Source organism: Stappia sp. ICDLI1TA098 (genome assembly GCF_054880955.1).
Genome location: NZ_JBTZBT010000001.1, coordinates 813,671 through 828,448, shown reverse-complemented (window position 1 = coordinate 828,448; position 14,778 = coordinate 813,671). Strand labels below are relative to the sequence as shown.

Genomic DNA, 14,778 nt, shown 5'->3' with positions numbered 1-14,778 from the left:
GATCAATACTGATGATCTTCGTAACGCTTAGCGAGTTCGTCGATGTTCTCCGGCGGCCAGTTGGCCACCTCCATGCCAAGATGGAGACCCATCTGGGCAAGAACTTCCTTGATCTCGTTGAGCGACTTGCGGCCGAAATTCGGCGTCCGCAGCATCTCCGCCTCGGTCTTCTGAATGAGATCGCCAATATACACGATATTGTCGTTCTTCAGACAGTTGGCCGAACGCACCGAAAGCTCGAGCTCGTCCACCTTCTTCAGAAGCGCCGGGTTGAACGCGAGCTCGGGGACGGTGTCCTCCTTCACTTCGCGACGCGGCTCCTCGAAATTGACGAAGATGGAAAGCTGGTCCTGAAGGATGCGTGCCGCGAAAGCGACCGAATCCTCGGGAGAGACCGATCCGTCGGTCTCGACCGTCAGCGTCAGCTTGTCATAGTCGAGAACCTGGCCCTCACGGGTGTTCTCGACCTTGTAGGACACCTTCTTGACCGGCGAGTAGAGGCTGTCGACCGGGATCAGCCCGATGGGGGCGTCTTCCGGACGGTTGCGCTCTGCCGGCACGTAGCCCTTGCCGGTGTCGACGGTGAATTCCATGCGGATCTCGGCGCCCTCGTCGAGGGTGCAGAGCGCGAGATCGGGGTTCAGAACCTCGATGTCACCAACCGTCTGGATGTCGCCCGCCGTCACCACGCCCGGTCCCTGCTTGCGCACAACCATGCGCTTGGGACCCTCGCCCTGCATGCGCAGCGCGATTTCCTTGATGTTCAGGATGATGTCGGTGACATCCTCGCGAACGCCCGGGATGGACGAGAACTCGTGCAGCACGCCGTCGATCTGCACCGCCGTCACGGCTGCGCCCTGGAGCGAAGACATGAGGATGCGGCGCAGCGCGTTGCCGAGCGTCAGGCCGAAGCCACGCTCCAGCGGCTCGGCGACAACCGAACCAAGGAGACGCGGATCGTAGCCCGGCTTCACGTCAAGCTTGTTCGGCTTGATCAATTCCTGCCAGTTCTTGTGAATGCTCAAATCTCTTCCTCCGGCTGTCCCGCCGGGACGCGAGGCGCCCGGCCATGCTGTGCCATGGGAATAAAAGGTGTGCGACTGGTCGTCAGACGCGGCGGCGCTTGCGCGGACGGCAACCGTTGTGCGGGATCGGCGTCACATCGCGGATCGACGTCACCATGAAGCCGGCCGCCTGCAGCGCGCGAAGCGCCGACTCACGACCCGAACCAGGACCGCGAACCTCGACCTCGAGGGTGCGCATGCCGTGCTCGGCGGCCTTGCGGGCCGCGTCCTCGGCCGCGACCTGAGCCGCATACGGGGTCGACTTGCGCGAACCCTTGAACCCCATCGCGCCAGCGGACGACCAGGAGATCGCGTTGCCCTGGGCATCGGTGATGGTGATCACGGTGTTGTTGAAAGTGGAGTTCACATGCGCGACGCCGGAGGAAATGTTCTTCCGTTCGCGACGACGGACGCGCGTGGTGTCTTTTGCCATTTTTGTATCCCTTGCTCGATCTCTTCACCGCCGTATGTCGGCGGCTCCACCGGGCGATTTCCGATGAATTACTTCTTCTTGCCGGCAATCGCCTTCGCCGGACCCTTGCGGGTGCGGGCGTTCGTATGGGTGCGCTGGCCGCGCACCGGAAGGCCGCGACGGTGACGCAGGCCACGGTAGCAGCCAAGGTCCATGAGACGCTTGATGTTCATCGCGACCTCGCGACGGAGGTCGCCTTCGACGATGTAGTCGCGGTCGATGGTCTCGCGAATCGCGAGAACTTCGGCATCGCTGAGCTCGTTGACACGACGCTCGGGAGCGATGTTCACCTTCTCGGTGATCTCCTGCGCGAACTTCGCGCCGATGCCATGGATGTACTGAAGCGCGATGACGACGCGCTTGTTCGTCGGAATGTTAACGCCTGCGATACGGGCCAATGCCGTCTCCATGTTGGGCGCGCCCGAATTGGGCTGCGCCGGGTTGCCCCCGCGTCCGGTGGAGCCCGGCCCCTGCGGGGAAACTCAGTTGCACAAAAAGCATCCGTGCCGCGCGGTTGCCGCGCGGCGCGAATGCGGGTCTTGTGGCAGGGGGCGAGCCTTAGCTTGCCGTTGCCACCGCGTCAAGCGCGGAATCGATCTGCGCAGAGACCTCGTCAATCGACTTCATGCCATCGATCGACCGAAGCTGGTTGCGGCTGCGATAATAGGGAGCGACCACGGCGGTGTCCCGGTTGTAGGCGGCAAGACGCTGCTTGAACACCTCGGGATCATCGTCCTTGCGCACCGGCTGGCCGGCGGCCCTGGCGTCGGCCGCGCGCTTCATGATGCGCTCGACAAGCCGGGTCTGGTCGACCTCGAGCTCAAGCACCGTATCGAGCTTGAGCCCCTTGCCCTCAAGCATCCGGTCGAGCGCCTCGGCCTGTGCGACCGTGCGGGGAAACCCGTCGAGGATGAAGCCGTTCTGGGCATCCGCCTCCTCGATCCTGTCAGCGACGATACCGATGACGATATCGTCGGAAACAAGACCACCCGCATCCATCACCGACTTGGCCTTCAGACCCACCGGCGTCTCCGCCGCCACAGCGGCCCTCAGCATGTCACCGGTCGACAGCTGCGGAATGCCATGCTTCTCGACCAGGCGCGCTGCCTGCGTGCCCTTGCCCGCCCCCGGCGGGCCGAGAAAAATCAGTCTCATCTGCGCTTCCCCCTGAGCTTCGCCTTCTTCACCAGTCCCTCATACTGATGAGCGAGCAGATGTCCCTGGATCTGAGAAACCGTATCCATGGTCACACTCACGACGATCAGGAGAGACGTACCACCGAAGTAGAACGGAACGCCCGTCGCGGAAATGAGGAATTCGGGTAACAGGCAGACCAGGACGATGTAGATGGCGCCGACAGCAGTGATGCGCGTCAGCACGTAGTCGATGTACTGGGCGGTCCTCTCCCCCGGACGAATGCCCGGAATGAAGCCGCCATGCTTCTTCAGATTGTCGGCCGTGTCCGTCGGATTGAACACGATCGCCGTGTAGAAGAAACAGAAGAAGATGATCAGGACGGCATAGAGCACCATGTAGAGCGGCTGGCCGTGGCCAAGCAGCGCCGTGATCGTCGTCAGCACGCCGGAATCGCCGCCCGTCGCGCCAAGCCCTGCCAGCGTCGCCGGAACAACGAGAAGCGAGGAGGCGAAGATCGGCGGGATAACGCCGGCGGTGTTGAGCTTGAGCGGCAGGAACGAGGTGTTGCCCTCGAACATGCGGTTGCCCATCTGCCGCTTCGGATACTGGATCAGAAGACGTCGCTGCGCCCGCTCCATGAACACGATCACCGCGATCACGACGACGGAGAGAATCAGCAGCAGCAGGATGATCGGCGTCGCAAGCGCGCCCTGGCGGCCGAGCTCAAGCGTCGAGGCAAGTGCCGCGGGAAGACCGGCGACGATGCCCGCGAAGATGATCAGCGAGATGCCGTTGCCGATGCCGCGCGACGTGATCTGTTCGCCGAGCCACATCAGGAACATCGTACCGCCAACCAGCGTCACCACGGTGCTGGCACGGAAGAACCAGCCCGGATCGAGAACCACATTCGTCGACGATTCAAGGCCGACGGCGATGCCGTAGGCCTGCACGGTCGCAAGCAGCACCGTGCCGTAGCGCGTGTACTGATTGATGACCTTGCGGCCCTGCTCGCCCTCCTTCTTCAGCGCCTCGAGCGACGGTACGACCGACGTCAGCAGCTGAATGATGATGGAGGCCGAGATGTAGGGCATGATGCCGAGGGCCAGGATCGCCATGCGCGCCACGGCACCGCCGGTGAACATGTTGAACAGGCCGACGATGCCCTGCTGCGCCTGACCAAAGGCCTGCGCAAAGGCATCCGGATTGATCCCCGGCAGCGGCACGTAAGTGCCGAACCGATACACAAGAAGCGCACCCAGTGTGAACCAGATACGCTTCTTCAATTCCTCGGCTTTGGCGAAAGCTGAAAAATTCAGATTAGCCGCTAGCTGTTCGGCAGCAGATGCCATTCCAGGCTCCGGTCAGGTGAGTGCACTCGAGAAAGGAAAAATGGGGGAAACCCAGGCTTATTCAGCCTGGGCTCCGATAATTGCGACCTTGCCGCCAGCCTTCTCGACAGCCTCGATGGCCGCCTTGGAGGCGCCGGCGATCTCGAAGGAGACCACGGTCTTCAGCTCGCCGTCGGACAGGAGGCGAACGCCATCCTTGACGCGACGGATGACGCCGGCGGCCTTGAGAGCCTCCGCAGTCACGGTCTCGCTGGCGTTGAGCTTGCCGGCGTCGATCGCCGTCTGCACGCGACCAAGCGAAACGGCCGTGAACGACTTCGCGAAGATGTTCACGAAACCGCGCTTCGGCAGGCGACGGTGGAGCGGCATCTGGCCGCCCTCGAAGCCCTTGATCGCAACGCCCGAGCGGGACTTCTGACCCTTGACGCCACGGCCGCCGGTCTTGCCCTTGCCCGAACCGATGCCGCGACCAACGCGCATGCGATCTTTCGTGGCGCCGGGGTTGTCCCGGAGTTCATTGAGTTTCATCGTCTGTCTCCCCGCACTCTCACGCGTCTTCGACGACGCGAACGAGGTGCTGAACCTTCCGGATCATGCCACGCACTTCCGGAGTATCCTTCAGCGTCGAGCGGCGGTGCATCTTGTTCAGACCAAGACCGATCAGCGTTGCCCGCTGGTCCTTCGGGCGCCGGATCGGGCTGCCCACCTGCTCGACCGTAACGGTCTTATCGTTCGCCATGGAACCAAGCCTTTCTCAAGCTGGTGTCTGCGGAAGCCGGGTTCAACCCTCGGCCGCCACAACGCTGTCGTCGATGTCGCGGCGACGCGACTGGATCTGCGACACCTTGAGGCCACGACGGGCCGCGACGGAGCGCGGGCTATCTTCGTGCTTCAGCGCCTCGAAGGTGGCGCGCACCATGTTGTAGGGGTTCGCCGAGCCGAGCGACTTGGCAACCACGTCCTGAACGCCGAGCGTCTCGAACACCGCACGCATCGGGCCACCGGCGATGATGCCGGTACCAGCCGGAGCCGCGCGAAGCACGACCTTGCCGGCGCCGTGGCGACCGTTGACGTCGTGGTGCAGCGTCCGACCCTCGCGCAGAGGCACGCGGATCATGGAACGCTTCGCGGCCTCGGTGGCCTTGCGGATCGCTTCCGGCACCTCACGCGCCTTGCCGTGACCAAAGCCAACGCGGCCCTTCTGGTCACCGACAACGACGAGTGCGGCAAAGCCGAAACGACGACCGCCCTTCACCACTTTGGCGACGCGGTTGATATGAACGAGCTTGTCGACGAACTCGCTGTCACGCTCGTTACGATCGCCGCCGCGCTCCCGATTATCCTGTCTCGCCATGATATTCGCTTTCGTTTGTCTGTGAGCGTCTTATACGACGATCAGAATTCAAGTCCGCCCTCACGCGCTGCGTCGGCAAGAGCCTTGACGCGGCCGTGAAACAGATAGCCACCGCGGTCGAACACCACCTGGGTGACGCCAGCAGCCTTGGCGCGCTCGGCCAGAACCTTGCCCACAGCCGCGGCGGCGGCGATGTTCGCGCCGGACGTGATGTCGACGCGCAGGTCCTTGTCGAGAGACGATGCCGAGGCCAGCGTGTGGCCCTTCGCGTCGTCGATGATCTGAGCATAGATCTGCTTGGACGAACGGTGCACCGAAAGCCGCGGGCGGCCGTTCAGAACCTTTTTGATCGAACGGCGGACGCGGTCGCGGCGGCGCTCGAAGAGTGTGTGTGTCTTCGCCATGATCCGGTCCGTTACTTCTTCTTGCCTTCCTTGCGAACGATGAACTCGCCCGCATAGCGAACACCCTTGCCCTTGTAGGGCTCAGGCGGACGGAACTCGCGAATCTCGGCAGCCACCTGACCGACGCGCTGCTTGTCGATGCCGGAGATCACGATCTCGGTCGGCTTCGGGCAGGCCACCTCGATGCCATCGGGCATCGGGTAGACGACGTCGTGGGAGAACCCGAGAGCGAGCTGCAGGTTCTTGCCCTGCACCTGGGCGCGGTAACCGACACCCGTGATTTCGAGACGCTTCTCGAAACCCTTGCTCACACCCGTAACGAGATTTTCGATCATGGTGCGGGACATGCCCCACATCGCACGCGCGGGCTTGCTGTCCACGCGCGGATTCACCTTGATGCCATCATCCGTCATTTCGGCCAGAACCAGGCTGTTGAGAGCGAAGGAGAGCTGCCCCTTCGGTCCCTTGACCTCAATGCTCTGACCGTTGATCGTTGCCGTTACCCCGCTAGGCACGGGGACTGGCTTCTTGCCAATACGAGACATATGACCAACCTGTCCAATCTACTTCGTACGAAGTGACTGCCGCATCAGAAGATGCGGCAGAGAACCTCGCCACCGACATTCTGCTCCCGAGCATCATGATCCGCCATCACGCCACGCGGCGTGGAGAGGATCGAGACACCGAGGCCGTTTGCGACGCGCGGGATGTTCCTCACCGAGGAGTACACCCGCCGACCCGGCTTAGAAACCCGTTCGATCGAACGGATCACCGGCTCGCCGTCGAAATACTTGAGCTCGATCTCGAGCTCGGACTTGCCGCCCTCATATTCCACGGTCGTGTAACCGCGGATATACCCTTCCGCGGCCAGTACGTCGAGCACATGTTCGCGCAGCTTGGAAGCCGGCGAGTTCACCTTGCTCTTGCGACGCATCTGGGCATTGCGGATACGGGTCAGCATATCGCCCAAGGGATCGGAAATCGCCATGGGATTCTCCTTACCAGCTCGACTTCACGAGGCCCGGGATAAGTCCCTTGGAGCCCAGTTCGCGAAGCGCGACGCGCGACATCTTAAGCTTGCGATAGTAGCCACGGGGGCGACCCGTCACTTCGCAGCGGTTGCGCAGGCGCACCTCGGCCGAGTTGCGCGGCAGTTTCGCCAGCTTCAGCCGGGCTGCATAACGCTCCTCGAGCGACAGGCTCTCGTCCTTAGACATTGCCCGGAGCTCCGCACGCTTTTCGGCGTACTTGTTAACGAGCCGCTCGCGCCGCTTGTTCTTTTCGACCGCGCTTTTCTTCGCCATCGTTCTGTCCTCGTTCCTTGCCCGTTACGCCTTGCGGAACGGGAAGTTGAACGCGCGCAGAAGCTCGCGCGCCTCGTCGTCCGTCTTCGCGCTCGTGCACACGATCACATCAAGGCCCCAAACCTGGTCGACCTTGTCGTAGTTGATCTCCGGAAACACGATGTGCTCCTTGATGCCCATGGCATAGTTGCCACGGCCGTCGAAGCTCTTCGCATTCAGCCCGCGGAAGTCACGAACGCGCGGCAGCGCGATGGTGATCAGGCGGTCCAGAAATTCGTACATGCGCTCGCCACGCAGGGTGACTTTAGCGCCAAGCGGCATGCCTTCGCGCACCTTGAAGGTAGCGATGGACTTGCGCGCCTTGGTGATCACCGGCTTCTGACCGGCAATCGCGGCCAGATCGTCAGCAGCGATCTTGGCCTTCTTGCTGTCCGCGACCGCCTCGCCGACGCCCATGTTGAGAACGATCTTCTCAAGGGTCGGGATCTGCATCGGGTTCTGGTAGTTGAACTTCTCCTGCAGCATCGGACGGATCTTATCCAGATATTCCGTCTTCAGCCGGGGAAGCGTCTTGGTATCAGCCATCGATCAGATCTCCCGAGCGCTTGGCCACGCGCACCTTCGTGCCGTCTTCCTTGACCTGGAAACCGACCCGGGTCGGCTTGCCGTCCTTGGGATCGGCGAGCGCCAGGTTCGATACGTGAATCGGCAGCTCCTTGGAGATGATGCCGCCTTCAGCCTGGGCGGTCTGACGCTGATGGCGACGAACGACGTTCACCCCACGCACCAGAGCCTTGTCTTCCTTCGGCATCATGGCGACGATCTCGCCGGTCTTGCCCTTGTCGCGACCGGTCAAAATGACGACAGTGTCGCCCTTCTTGAGCTTTGCGGCCATTACAGCACCTCCGGAGCGAGCGAAATAACCTTCATGTGGTTCTTCGCCCGCAGCTCACGCGGAACCGGCCCGAAGATACGGGTACCAATCGGTTCCTTGTTGTTGTTGATCAGCACGGCCGCATTGCGGTCGAACCGGATCACAGAGCCGTCGGGACGGCGGATATCCTTCGCCGTGCGCACAACGACCGCTTTCATCACGTCGCCCTTTTTGACGCGGCCGCGCGGGTTAGCCTCCTTCACGCTGACGACAATGATGTCGCCCACGCTGGCATACTTCCGCTTCGAGCCGCCGAGCACTTTGATGCACATGACACGACGGGCGCCGGAATTGTCCGCCACGTCGAGGTTTGTTTGCATCTGAATCATGACTGGCCGCCTTGTTCTTCTTTCACCGCGCTCGCATGGGAGCGCCGGAAGTCACGTCAGTCCGCGGTCGAACCCTCGACAACGGTCCAGGTTTTCGTCTTCGAAACCGGCGCGCATTCCTGGATGAGGACGAGGTCCCCGGCCTTGCATGCGTTGGTCTCGTCGTGCGCCCGATACTTCTTCGAGCGGCGGACGGTCTTCTTGTACAACGGATGCGTGAAGCGGCGCTCCACACGAACCGTCACCGTCTTGTCATTGGCGTCGCTGACAACGACACCCTGCAGAACGCGCTTGGGCATCCCGTTCTCCTTACGCGCTTGTGGCCACACGCATTTCGCGCATGATCGTCTGAATGCGCGCGATGTCGCGTCGCACCTGGCGCACACGCGCCGTATTCTCAAGCTGACCGGTCGCACGCTGGAAGCGCAGGTTGAACTGCTCCTTCTTAAGCGTCTCGAGCTCGGTTCCCAGCTCGTCCAAGGTCTTTGCCCGAACGTCGGTCGCCTTCATGGCATCAGTCTCCTGGTCGCGCCTTAGTCGGCGATACGCTGAACGAAGCGGCACTTGATCGGCAGCTTCGCAGCGGCCAGGCGCATCGCTTCGCGCGCCGTCTCTTCCGGCACACCGTCAATCTCGAACATGATCCTGCCGGGCTTGACCTTAGCGGCCCAGTAGTCCGGCGAACCCTTACCCTTACCCATACGCACTTCGGTCGGCTTAGACGACACCGGCACGTCCGGGAAAATCCTGATCCATACGCGACCCGCACGCTTCATGTGACGGGTCATGGCACGACGGGCCGCCTCGATCTGGCGCGCGGTCACCCGCTCCGGCTCCACGGCCTTCAGGCCAAAGGCACCGAAGTTGAGATCGGTACCGCCCTTGGCGGTTCCGTGGATCCGGCCCTTGTGCTGCTTGCGGAACTTCGTTCGCTTCGGTTGCAGCATCTCTTCTCTCTCGCTCTGCTACTGTCCAGAACCCGGTCGGCGGCTTACGCCGCGCGACCGCGCTCGCGACGTCCGCCGCCCTGGTTCGTCCCATCGCCCTCGACCGCGCGGCGCTCAGACGCCATCGGGTCGTGTTCGAGGATCTCACCCTTGAAGATCCAGACCTTGACACCACAAGTGCCATAGGCCGTGTGAGCCGTCGAAACACCGTAGTCGATGTCCGCACGCAGCGTGTGCAGCGGAACCCGACCCTCGCGGTACCATTCGGTACGTGCGATCTCGGCGCCACCCAGACGGCCACCGCAGTTGATGCGGATACCCTGGGCGCCCATGCGCATCGCCGACTGAACGGAACGCTTCATGGCACGGCGGAAAGCCACGCGACGCTCGAGCTGCTGGGCGATCGAGTCGGCCACCAGCTGGGCATCGGTCTCGGGCTTGCGCACTTCAACGATGTTGATGTGCACGTCCGAGTTGGTCATCGCTGTCAGCGCCTTGCGGAGCTTCTCGATGTCCGCACCCTTCTTGCCGATCACCACACCCGGACGACCGGAATGGACGGTGACGCGGCACTTGCGGTGCGGGCGCTCGATGACGACCTTCGAGATCGCGGCCTGCTTCAGCTCCTTGAGGAGGTATTCGCGGATGCGAAAGTCCTCGTGGAGCAGCTTGCCGTATTCGCCCTTGTCGGCGTACCAGCGCGAATCCCAGGTGCGATTGATCCCGAGGCGCAGGCCGATCGGATTGACTTTATGTCCCATCAGGCAGTCTCCTCGACTTCGCGAACGACGATCGTCAGGTTCGAAAAGGGCTTCTCGATCCGGCCGACGCGGCCACGAGCACGCGGCTGGAACCGCTTGATCACGAAAGCCTTGCCCACGTGGGCCTCGGCGACGACAAGGCTGTCGACGTCGAGATCGTGGTTGTTCTCGGCGTTGGCGATTGCCGACATCAGCGCCTTCTTGACGTCGTCGGAAATCCGCTTGCGAGAAAAGGTCAGATCGGCAAGAGCCTTTTCCACCTTCTTGCCGCGGATCGACGCCGCGACCAGGTTCAGCTTACGCGGGGAAACGCGCAGCATCCGGGCGACCGCCTGCGCCTCGTTATCGGCGAGCGCGCGCCCGCCCTTCGGCTTGCCCATCGTTACTTCCTCTTCGCCTTCTTGTCCGCGCCGTGACCGTAGTACGTACGGGTCGGCGAGAACTCGCCGAACTTGTGACCGATCATATCCTCGGACACCATCACCGGAACGTGCTTCTGGCCGTTGTAGACGCCGAACGTCAGACCTACGAATTGCGGCAGAACCGTCGAGCGGCGGCTCCACATCTTGATCACTTCGTTGCGACCCGAGGCGCGGACCTTGTCTGCCTTCTTAAGCAGAAATCCGTCGACGAACGGGCCCTTCCAAACAGAACGTGCCATGTTCGGCCCCTCTTATTTCTTGCGCGCGTGACGGCTGCGGACGATGAACTTGTCCGTGGCCTTGTTGGAACGCGTGCGCTTGCCCTTGGTCGGCTTGCCCCACGGCGTGACCGGATGACGGCCACCCGAGGTACGACCCTCGCCACCGCCGTGCGGGTGATCGACCGGGTTCATGGCGACACCGCGGACATGCGGGCGACGACCCATCCAGCGAGACCGACCGGCCTTGCCAAGATTGATGTTGCCGTGGTCCGGGTTCGACACCGCGCCGACCGAAGCCATGCAGGTGCCGAGGATACGGCGCTGCTCGCCAGACTGCAGGCGAACCGTGGTGTAACCCTGGTCGCGACCGACGATCTGCGCATAGGCACCGGCGGAGCGTGCGATCTGGCCACCCTTGCCCGGCTTCATCTCCACATTGTGGACGATGGTGCCGACGGGGATCGCCGAAAGCGGCATCGCGTTGCCCGGCTTGACGTCGACGGCCTTGCCTGCGACGACCTTGTCGCCCTCGGCCAGACGCTGCGGCGCCAGGATGTAGCTGAGCTCGCCGTCCTCATACTTGATGAGAGCGATGAACGCCGTGCGGTTCGGGTCATACTCGATCCGCTCGACAGTGGCGAACATATCGAGCTTGGTGCGCTTGAAGTCGACCAGACGATAGCGGCGCTTGTGACCGCCACCGCGGTTCGGCGAGGTCGTGCGGCCGGTGTTGTTACGACCGCCAGACTTCGTCAGACCCTCGGTCAGCTGCTTGATCGGCTTGCCCTTGTAGAGGCCCGCGCGATCAACCATCACCAACTGGCGGCGACCCGGCGACGTCGGATTAAAGGTCTTAAGTGCCATCTTTCCTCTCCGCCCTTAAAGCCCGGTCGTCACGTCGATGGACTGACCGTCGGCAAGCGTGACGACGGCCTTCTTGACGTCCGACTGACGACCGATACGGCCGCGGAAGCGCTTGGTCTTACCCTTGCGCACGAGTGTGTTGACCGCCGTCACCTTGACGCCGAACAGCTTCTCGACCGCTGCCTTGATCTCGGGCTTGGTCGCCGTCGGGGAGACGTTGAACACGACCTTGTTCTCTTCCGAGGCCATGGTCGCCTTCTCGGTAATCACCGGGGAAACGACCGTGTCGTAATGCTTCAGGATGCTCATTTGAACCGCTCCTCGAGCGCCGTCACGGCGGCCTTGGTCAGGACGAGCTTTTCCCGGCGCAGAATGTCATAGACGTTGATGCCCTCGATCGGCAGAACGTCGATCGCCGGGATGTTGCGCGAAGCCAGGCAGAAGTTCTGGTCCAGCTCGCTACCGTCCACGAACAGCGCGTTCTTCAGGCCGAGCTTGGCGAAGCGCGACACGAGTGCCTTCGTCTTCGCCTCGTCCGCCGCGGCTGCCTCGACGATGATCAGGCCTTCGGCCTTCAACTTCGCGGACAGTGCGTGGCGCAGGCCGAGCGCGCGGATCTTCTTCGGCAGGTCATGCGCATGACTGCGCACCACCGGACCGTGAGCCTTGCCGCCGCCGCGGAACTGCGGGGCCTTCTTGTTGCCGTGACGAGCGCCGCCGGTGCCCTTCTGGCGGACGAACTTCTTCGTCGTGCCGGAAACTTCCGAACGCTGCTTCGCCTTGTGCGTACCCGCCTGGCGCTTGGCAAGCTGCCAGCGCACGACGCGGTGGATCAGGTCGGTGCGCGGATCGAGACCAAAGATCTCGTCCGACACCGTGATCGAACCGGCGGCGGCCCCGTCGAGGGTCTTCACCTCAAGTTCCATCACTCGCTCTCCTTCTCGACCGCAGCGGCTGCGGCACCAGCGCGATAAGCGCCCGGAACCGGCACACCCTCGGGCAGAGCCTTCTTGACGGCGTCACGAACCAGGATCCAGCCACCCTTCGAACCCGGGACAGCGCCCTGGATCATGATGAGGCCGCGCTCCGGATCGGTGCGCACGATCTTCAGGTTCTGCGTCGTGACCTGCTCGGCACCCATGTGACCGGCCATCTTCTTGCCCTTGAACACCTTACCGGGGTCCTGGCACTGGCCGGTCGAGCCATGCGCACGGTGGGTAATGGACACGCCGTGAGAGGCGCGCATGCCACCGAAATTGTGCCGCTTCATGGCACCCGCAAAGCCCTTGCCGATCGAGGTGCCCGTGACATCCACGAACTGCCCGTCGACAAAATGGTCCGCCGTGATCTCGGCGCCAACCTCGATCACGTTTTCCGCGGAAACGCGGAACTCGGCGAGCTTGCGCTTCGGCTCAACGCTGGCGACCGAGAAGTGGCCGCGCATCGCCTTGGGCGTATTCTTCACCTTGGCCAGACCGGCGCCGACCTGCAGCGCGACATAGCCATTCTTTTCTTCCGTCCGGTGGGCGACGACCTGACAGTTCTCAAGCTTGAGAACCGTAACCGGCACGTGCTCTCCCGCATCATTATAGATGCGAGTCATTCCCACCTTCTGTGCGATCACTCCAGAACGCATCGGCGTGTCCCCTTGTGAGCGCCTTACAGCTTGATCTCGACGTCGACACCAGCGGCCAGGTCGAGCTTCATAAGCGCGTCAACCGTCTGCGGCGTCGGATCAACGATGTCGAGAAGACGCTTATGCGTGCGCATCTCGAACTGATCACGGCTCTTCTTGTCGATATGCGGTCCGCGAAGCACGGTGTACTTCTCGATCCGCGTGGGCAGCGGCACCGGGCCGCGCACCTGTGCACCGGTCCGTTTCGCCGTGTTGACGATCTCGCGGGTCGAGGCATCGAGTACACGATGATCGAACGCCTTGAGACGGATCCGAATGTTTTGACCGTTCATCTCTCAGTCCCCATGCGGTCCGCCCGTCGTCTGCCGACGTGCGGACCAGGTTACATTACTTGATGATCGAAGCGACGACGCCGGCACCGACGGTGCGGCCGCCCTCGCGGATGGCGAAGCGCAGGCCTTCTTCCATCGCGATCGGCACGATCAGCTCAACCTCGACCGACACGTTGTCGCCCGGCATCACCATCTCGGTGCCCTCGGGCAGCGTGACAACACCCGTGACGTCCGTCGTGCGGAAGTAGAACTGCGGACGATAGTTGGTGAAGAACGGCGTGTGACGGCCACCCTCTTCCTTCGTCAGGATGTAGGCCTCGGCCTTGAAGTTCGTGTGCGGCGTAACCGAACCCGGCTTGCACAGAACCTGACCGCGCTCAACGTCCTCACGACCAATGCCGCGGATCAGCGCGCCGATGTTGTCGCCAGCCTGGCCCTGATCGAGCAGCTTGCGGAACATCTCGACGCCCGTGACAGTCGTCTTCTTCGTGTCGCGGATGCCGATGATCTCGACTTCCTCGCCGACCTTCACGATGCCGCGCTCGACGCGACCCGTGACGACCGTGCCACGACCCGAAATCGAGAACACGTCCTCGATCGGCATCAGGAACGGCATGTCAACCGGACGCTCGGGCGTCGGGATGTAGTCGTCGACCGCAGCCATCAGCTCACGGATCTTCGTCTCGCCGATCTCCGGATCGCGACCCTCGAGGCCGGCAAGAGCCGAACCCGCAACGATCGGAATGTCGTCGCCCGGGAACTCGTAGGACGAAAGAAGCTCGCGCACTTCCATCTCGACGAGCTCAAGGAGCTCCGCGTCATCGACCTGGTCGACCTTGTTCAGGAACACGACAAGCGCCGGAACACCGACCTGACGCGCAAGCAGGATGTGCTCGCGGGTCTGCGGCATCGGGCCGTCGGCAGCCGAACAAACCAGGATCGCGCCGTCCATCTGCGCAGCACCCGTGATCATGTTCTTCACGTAGTCGGCGTGACCCGGGCAGTCGACGTGGGCGTAGTGACGCGCTTCCGTCTCGTACTCAACGTGAGCCGTCGAGATCGTGATGCCACGCGCACGCTCTTCGGGAGCGGCGTCGATCATGTCGTACGCCTTGAAGTCGCCGAAGTACTTCGTGATCGCGGCCGTCAGCGTCGTCTTGCCGTGGTCAACGTGACCAATCGTGCCAATGTTAACGTGCGGCTTCGTCCGCTCAAACTTTGCTTTCGCCATCGGATTTCTCCGTACCT

The 14,778-nt window shown here is 62.7% G+C and carries 27 protein-coding genes; all 27 read right to left on the bottom strand.

Going from position 1 to position 14,778, the window contains the following annotated elements:
* Positions 1–2: 2 nt before the first annotated feature.
* The gene (locus ACSLUQ_RS03745; protein ID WP_417774031.1) at positions 3–1,025 is read right to left on the bottom strand and encodes a DNA-directed RNA polymerase subunit alpha; all 1,023 of its coding nucleotides are present in this window, start codon (positions 1,023–1,025) and stop codon (positions 3–5) included.
* 82 nt (positions 1,026–1,107) lie between these two features.
* Complete coding sequence (rpsK, locus tag ACSLUQ_RS03740) at positions 1,108–1,497, bottom strand: 30S ribosomal protein S11 (protein WP_417774032.1); 390 nt, start codon at positions 1,495–1,497, stop codon at positions 1,108–1,110.
* Between the two features lie 68 nt (positions 1,498–1,565).
* Positions 1,566–1,934 carry a 30S ribosomal protein S13 gene (rpsM, locus tag ACSLUQ_RS03735; RefSeq protein ID WP_417774033.1) on the bottom strand — a complete coding sequence of 123 codons (369 nt, stop codon included), beginning with the start codon at positions 1,932–1,934 and terminating at the stop codon, positions 1,566–1,568.
* A 160-nt stretch (positions 1,935–2,094) separates the two neighbouring features.
* Complete coding sequence (locus ACSLUQ_RS03730) at positions 2,095–2,691, bottom strand: adenylate kinase (RefSeq protein ID WP_417774034.1); 597 nt, start codon at positions 2,689–2,691, stop codon at positions 2,095–2,097.
* On the bottom strand, positions 2,688–4,022 hold the full coding sequence (gene secY / locus ACSLUQ_RS03725; RefSeq protein ID WP_417774035.1) for a preprotein translocase subunit SecY: 1,335 nt from the start codon (positions 4,020–4,022) through the stop codon (positions 2,688–2,690). The genes ACSLUQ_RS03730 and secY overlap by 4 nt, the downstream gene beginning before the upstream one ends.
* A 57-nt stretch (positions 4,023–4,079) precedes the next feature.
* Complete coding sequence (gene rplO / locus ACSLUQ_RS03720; RefSeq protein ID WP_417774036.1) at positions 4,080–4,550, bottom strand: 50S ribosomal protein L15; 471 nt, start codon at positions 4,548–4,550, stop codon at positions 4,080–4,082.
* Positions 4,551–4,569: 19 nt separating this feature from the next.
* A complete protein-coding gene (rpmD, locus tag ACSLUQ_RS03715) occupies positions 4,570–4,761 on the bottom strand; it encodes a 50S ribosomal protein L30 (protein ID WP_417774037.1) in 192 nt (63 codons plus the stop codon).
* Between the two features lie 42 nt (positions 4,762–4,803).
* Entirely contained in the window at positions 4,804–5,376 is a 573-nt protein-coding gene (gene rpsE, locus ACSLUQ_RS03710) for a 30S ribosomal protein S5 (protein WP_417774038.1), read from the bottom strand.
* Between the two features lie 41 nt (positions 5,377–5,417).
* Positions 5,418–5,780 (bottom strand): 50S ribosomal protein L18, encoded by a 363-nt coding sequence (gene rplR, locus ACSLUQ_RS03705; protein ID WP_417774039.1) that lies wholly within the window; start codon positions 5,778–5,780, stop codon positions 5,418–5,420.
* A gap of 11 nt (positions 5,781–5,791) precedes the next feature.
* Positions 5,792–6,325, bottom strand: coding sequence for a 50S ribosomal protein L6 (gene rplF / locus ACSLUQ_RS03700; protein ID WP_417774040.1), 534 nt, complete (start codon positions 6,323–6,325; stop codon positions 5,792–5,794).
* 44 nt (positions 6,326–6,369) lie between these two features.
* A complete protein-coding gene (rpsH, locus tag ACSLUQ_RS03695; RefSeq protein ID WP_417774041.1) occupies positions 6,370–6,768 on the bottom strand; it encodes a 30S ribosomal protein S8 in 399 nt (132 codons plus the stop codon).
* A 10-nt stretch (positions 6,769–6,778) separates the two neighbouring features.
* The gene (gene rpsN, locus ACSLUQ_RS03690) at positions 6,779–7,084 is read right to left on the bottom strand and encodes a 30S ribosomal protein S14 (RefSeq protein ID WP_417774042.1); all 306 of its coding nucleotides are present in this window, start codon (positions 7,082–7,084) and stop codon (positions 6,779–6,781) included.
* 24 nt (positions 7,085–7,108) lie between these two features.
* A complete protein-coding gene (gene rplE, locus ACSLUQ_RS03685; RefSeq protein ID WP_417774043.1) occupies positions 7,109–7,669 on the bottom strand; it encodes a 50S ribosomal protein L5 in 561 nt (186 codons plus the stop codon).
* A complete protein-coding gene (rplX, locus tag ACSLUQ_RS03680; RefSeq protein WP_417774044.1) occupies positions 7,662–7,979 on the bottom strand; it encodes a 50S ribosomal protein L24 in 318 nt (105 codons plus the stop codon). The genes rplE and rplX overlap by 8 nt, the downstream gene beginning before the upstream one ends.
* Positions 7,979–8,347, bottom strand: coding sequence for a 50S ribosomal protein L14 (gene rplN, locus ACSLUQ_RS03675; RefSeq protein ID WP_417774045.1), 369 nt, complete (start codon positions 8,345–8,347; stop codon positions 7,979–7,981). Before rplN ends, rplX begins: the two co-directional genes overlap by 1 nt.
* Before the next feature lie 56 nt (positions 8,348–8,403).
* The gene (gene rpsQ, locus ACSLUQ_RS03670; RefSeq protein ID WP_417774046.1) at positions 8,404–8,646 is read right to left on the bottom strand and encodes a 30S ribosomal protein S17; all 243 of its coding nucleotides are present in this window, start codon (positions 8,644–8,646) and stop codon (positions 8,404–8,406) included.
* 10 nt (positions 8,647–8,656) lie between these two features.
* Positions 8,657–8,857 (bottom strand): 50S ribosomal protein L29, encoded by a 201-nt coding sequence (gene rpmC, locus ACSLUQ_RS03665; RefSeq protein WP_417774047.1) that lies wholly within the window; start codon positions 8,855–8,857, stop codon positions 8,657–8,659.
* A gap of 23 nt (positions 8,858–8,880) precedes the next feature.
* Positions 8,881–9,294, bottom strand: coding sequence for a 50S ribosomal protein L16 (gene rplP, locus ACSLUQ_RS03660; protein WP_417774048.1), 414 nt, complete (start codon positions 9,292–9,294; stop codon positions 8,881–8,883).
* 44 nt (positions 9,295–9,338) lie between these two features.
* On the bottom strand, positions 9,339–10,055 hold the full coding sequence (gene rpsC / locus ACSLUQ_RS03655) for a 30S ribosomal protein S3 (RefSeq protein ID WP_417774049.1): 717 nt from the start codon (positions 10,053–10,055) through the stop codon (positions 9,339–9,341).
* Positions 10,055–10,435, bottom strand: a complete 381-nt coding sequence (rplV, locus tag ACSLUQ_RS03650; RefSeq protein ID WP_417774050.1) for a 50S ribosomal protein L22 — start codon at positions 10,433–10,435, stop codon at positions 10,055–10,057. Before rplV ends, rpsC begins: the two co-directional genes overlap by 1 nt.
* Positions 10,436–10,437: 2 nt before the next feature.
* Positions 10,438–10,716 carry a 30S ribosomal protein S19 gene (gene rpsS / locus ACSLUQ_RS03645; protein WP_417774051.1) on the bottom strand — a complete coding sequence of 93 codons (279 nt, stop codon included), beginning with the start codon at positions 10,714–10,716 and terminating at the stop codon, positions 10,438–10,440.
* A gap of 12 nt (positions 10,717–10,728) precedes the next feature.
* Complete coding sequence (gene rplB, locus ACSLUQ_RS03640) at positions 10,729–11,562, bottom strand: 50S ribosomal protein L2 (protein WP_417774052.1); 834 nt, start codon at positions 11,560–11,562, stop codon at positions 10,729–10,731.
* A 15-nt stretch (positions 11,563–11,577) separates the two neighbouring features.
* Positions 11,578–11,871 carry a 50S ribosomal protein L23 gene (locus ACSLUQ_RS03635; protein ID WP_417774053.1) on the bottom strand — a complete coding sequence of 98 codons (294 nt, stop codon included), beginning with the start codon at positions 11,869–11,871 and terminating at the stop codon, positions 11,578–11,580.
* Positions 11,868–12,488, bottom strand: a complete 621-nt coding sequence (gene rplD / locus ACSLUQ_RS03630) for a 50S ribosomal protein L4 (protein ID WP_417774054.1) — start codon at positions 12,486–12,488, stop codon at positions 11,868–11,870. The genes ACSLUQ_RS03635 and rplD overlap by 4 nt, the downstream gene beginning before the upstream one ends.
* Positions 12,488–13,198 (bottom strand): 50S ribosomal protein L3, encoded by a 711-nt coding sequence (rplC, locus tag ACSLUQ_RS03625; protein WP_417774055.1) that lies wholly within the window; start codon positions 13,196–13,198, stop codon positions 12,488–12,490. Before rplC ends, rplD begins: the two co-directional genes overlap by 1 nt.
* Positions 13,199–13,221: 23 nt before the next feature.
* The gene (rpsJ, locus tag ACSLUQ_RS03620; RefSeq protein ID WP_067216522.1) at positions 13,222–13,530 is read right to left on the bottom strand and encodes a 30S ribosomal protein S10; all 309 of its coding nucleotides are present in this window, start codon (positions 13,528–13,530) and stop codon (positions 13,222–13,224) included.
* A 55-nt stretch (positions 13,531–13,585) separates the two neighbouring features.
* Positions 13,586–14,761, bottom strand: coding sequence for an elongation factor Tu (tuf, locus tag ACSLUQ_RS03615; protein WP_461807716.1), 1,176 nt, complete (start codon positions 14,759–14,761; stop codon positions 13,586–13,588).
* Positions 14,762–14,778: the final 17 nt, after the last annotated feature.

Coding starts and splice junctions, on each gene's coding strand:
- rpsK (WP_417774032.1), bottom strand. CDS start 1,497: ATGGCAAAAGACACCACGCGCGTCCGTCGTCGCGAACGGAAGAACATT.
- ACSLUQ_RS03730 (WP_417774034.1), bottom strand. CDS start 2,691: ATGAGACTGATTTTTCTCGGCCCGCCGGGGGCGGGCAAGGGCACGCAG.
- secY (WP_417774035.1), bottom strand. CDS start 4,022: ATGGCATCTGCTGCCGAACAGCTAGCGGCTAATCTGAATTTTTCAGCT.
- rplO (WP_417774036.1), bottom strand. CDS start 4,550: ATGAAACTCAATGAACTCCGGGACAACCCCGGCGCCACGAAAGATCGC.
- rpmD (WP_417774037.1), bottom strand. CDS start 4,761: ATGGCGAACGATAAGACCGTTACGGTCGAGCAGGTGGGCAGCCCGATC.
- rpsE (WP_417774038.1), bottom strand. CDS start 5,376: ATGGCGAGACAGGATAATCGGGAGCGCGGCGGCGATCGTAACGAGCGT.
- rplR (WP_417774039.1), bottom strand. CDS start 5,780: ATGGCGAAGACACACACACTCTTCGAGCGCCGCCGCGACCGCGTCCGC.
- rplF (WP_417774040.1), bottom strand. CDS start 6,325: ATGTCTCGTATTGGCAAGAAGCCAGTCCCCGTGCCTAGCGGGGTAACG.
- rpsH (WP_417774041.1), bottom strand. CDS start 6,768: ATGGCGATTTCCGATCCCTTGGGCGATATGCTGACCCGTATCCGCAAT.
- rpsN (WP_417774042.1), bottom strand. CDS start 7,084: ATGGCGAAGAAAAGCGCGGTCGAAAAGAACAAGCGGCGCGAGCGGCTC.
- rplE (WP_417774043.1), bottom strand. CDS start 7,669: ATGGCTGATACCAAGACGCTTCCCCGGCTGAAGACGGAATATCTGGAT.
- rplX (WP_417774044.1), bottom strand. CDS start 7,979: ATGGCCGCAAAGCTCAAGAAGGGCGACACTGTCGTCATTTTGACCGGT.
- rplN (WP_417774045.1), bottom strand. CDS start 8,347: ATGATTCAGATGCAAACAAACCTCGACGTGGCGGACAATTCCGGCGCC.
- rpsQ (WP_417774046.1), bottom strand. CDS start 8,646: ATGCCCAAGCGCGTTCTGCAGGGTGTCGTTGTCAGCGACGCCAATGAC.
- rpmC (WP_417774047.1), bottom strand. CDS start 8,857: ATGAAGGCGACCGACGTTCGGGCAAAGACCTTGGACGAGCTGGGAACC.
- rplP (WP_417774048.1), bottom strand. CDS start 9,294: ATGCTGCAACCGAAGCGAACGAAGTTCCGCAAGCAGCACAAGGGCCGG.
- rpsC (WP_417774049.1), bottom strand. CDS start 10,055: ATGGGACATAAAGTCAATCCGATCGGCCTGCGCCTCGGGATCAATCGC.
- rplV (WP_417774050.1), bottom strand. CDS start 10,435: ATGGGCAAGCCGAAGGGCGGGCGCGCGCTCGCCGATAACGAGGCGCAG.
- rpsS (WP_417774051.1), bottom strand. CDS start 10,716: ATGGCACGTTCTGTTTGGAAGGGCCCGTTCGTCGACGGATTTCTGCTT.
- rplB (WP_417774052.1), bottom strand. CDS start 11,562: ATGGCACTTAAGACCTTTAATCCGACGTCGCCGGGTCGCCGCCAGTTG.
- ACSLUQ_RS03635 (WP_417774053.1), bottom strand. CDS start 11,871: ATGAGCATCCTGAAGCATTACGACACGGTCGTTTCCCCGGTGATTACC.
- rplD (WP_417774054.1), bottom strand. CDS start 12,488: ATGGAACTTGAGGTGAAGACCCTCGACGGGGCCGCCGCCGGTTCGATC.
- rplC (WP_417774055.1), bottom strand. CDS start 13,198: ATGCGTTCTGGAGTGATCGCACAGAAGGTGGGAATGACTCGCATCTAT.
- rpsJ (WP_067216522.1), bottom strand. CDS start 13,530: ATGAACGGTCAAAACATTCGGATCCGTCTCAAGGCGTTCGATCATCGT.
- tuf (WP_461807716.1), bottom strand. CDS start 14,761: ATGGCGAAAGCAAAGTTTGAGCGGACGAAGCCGCACGTTAACATTGGC.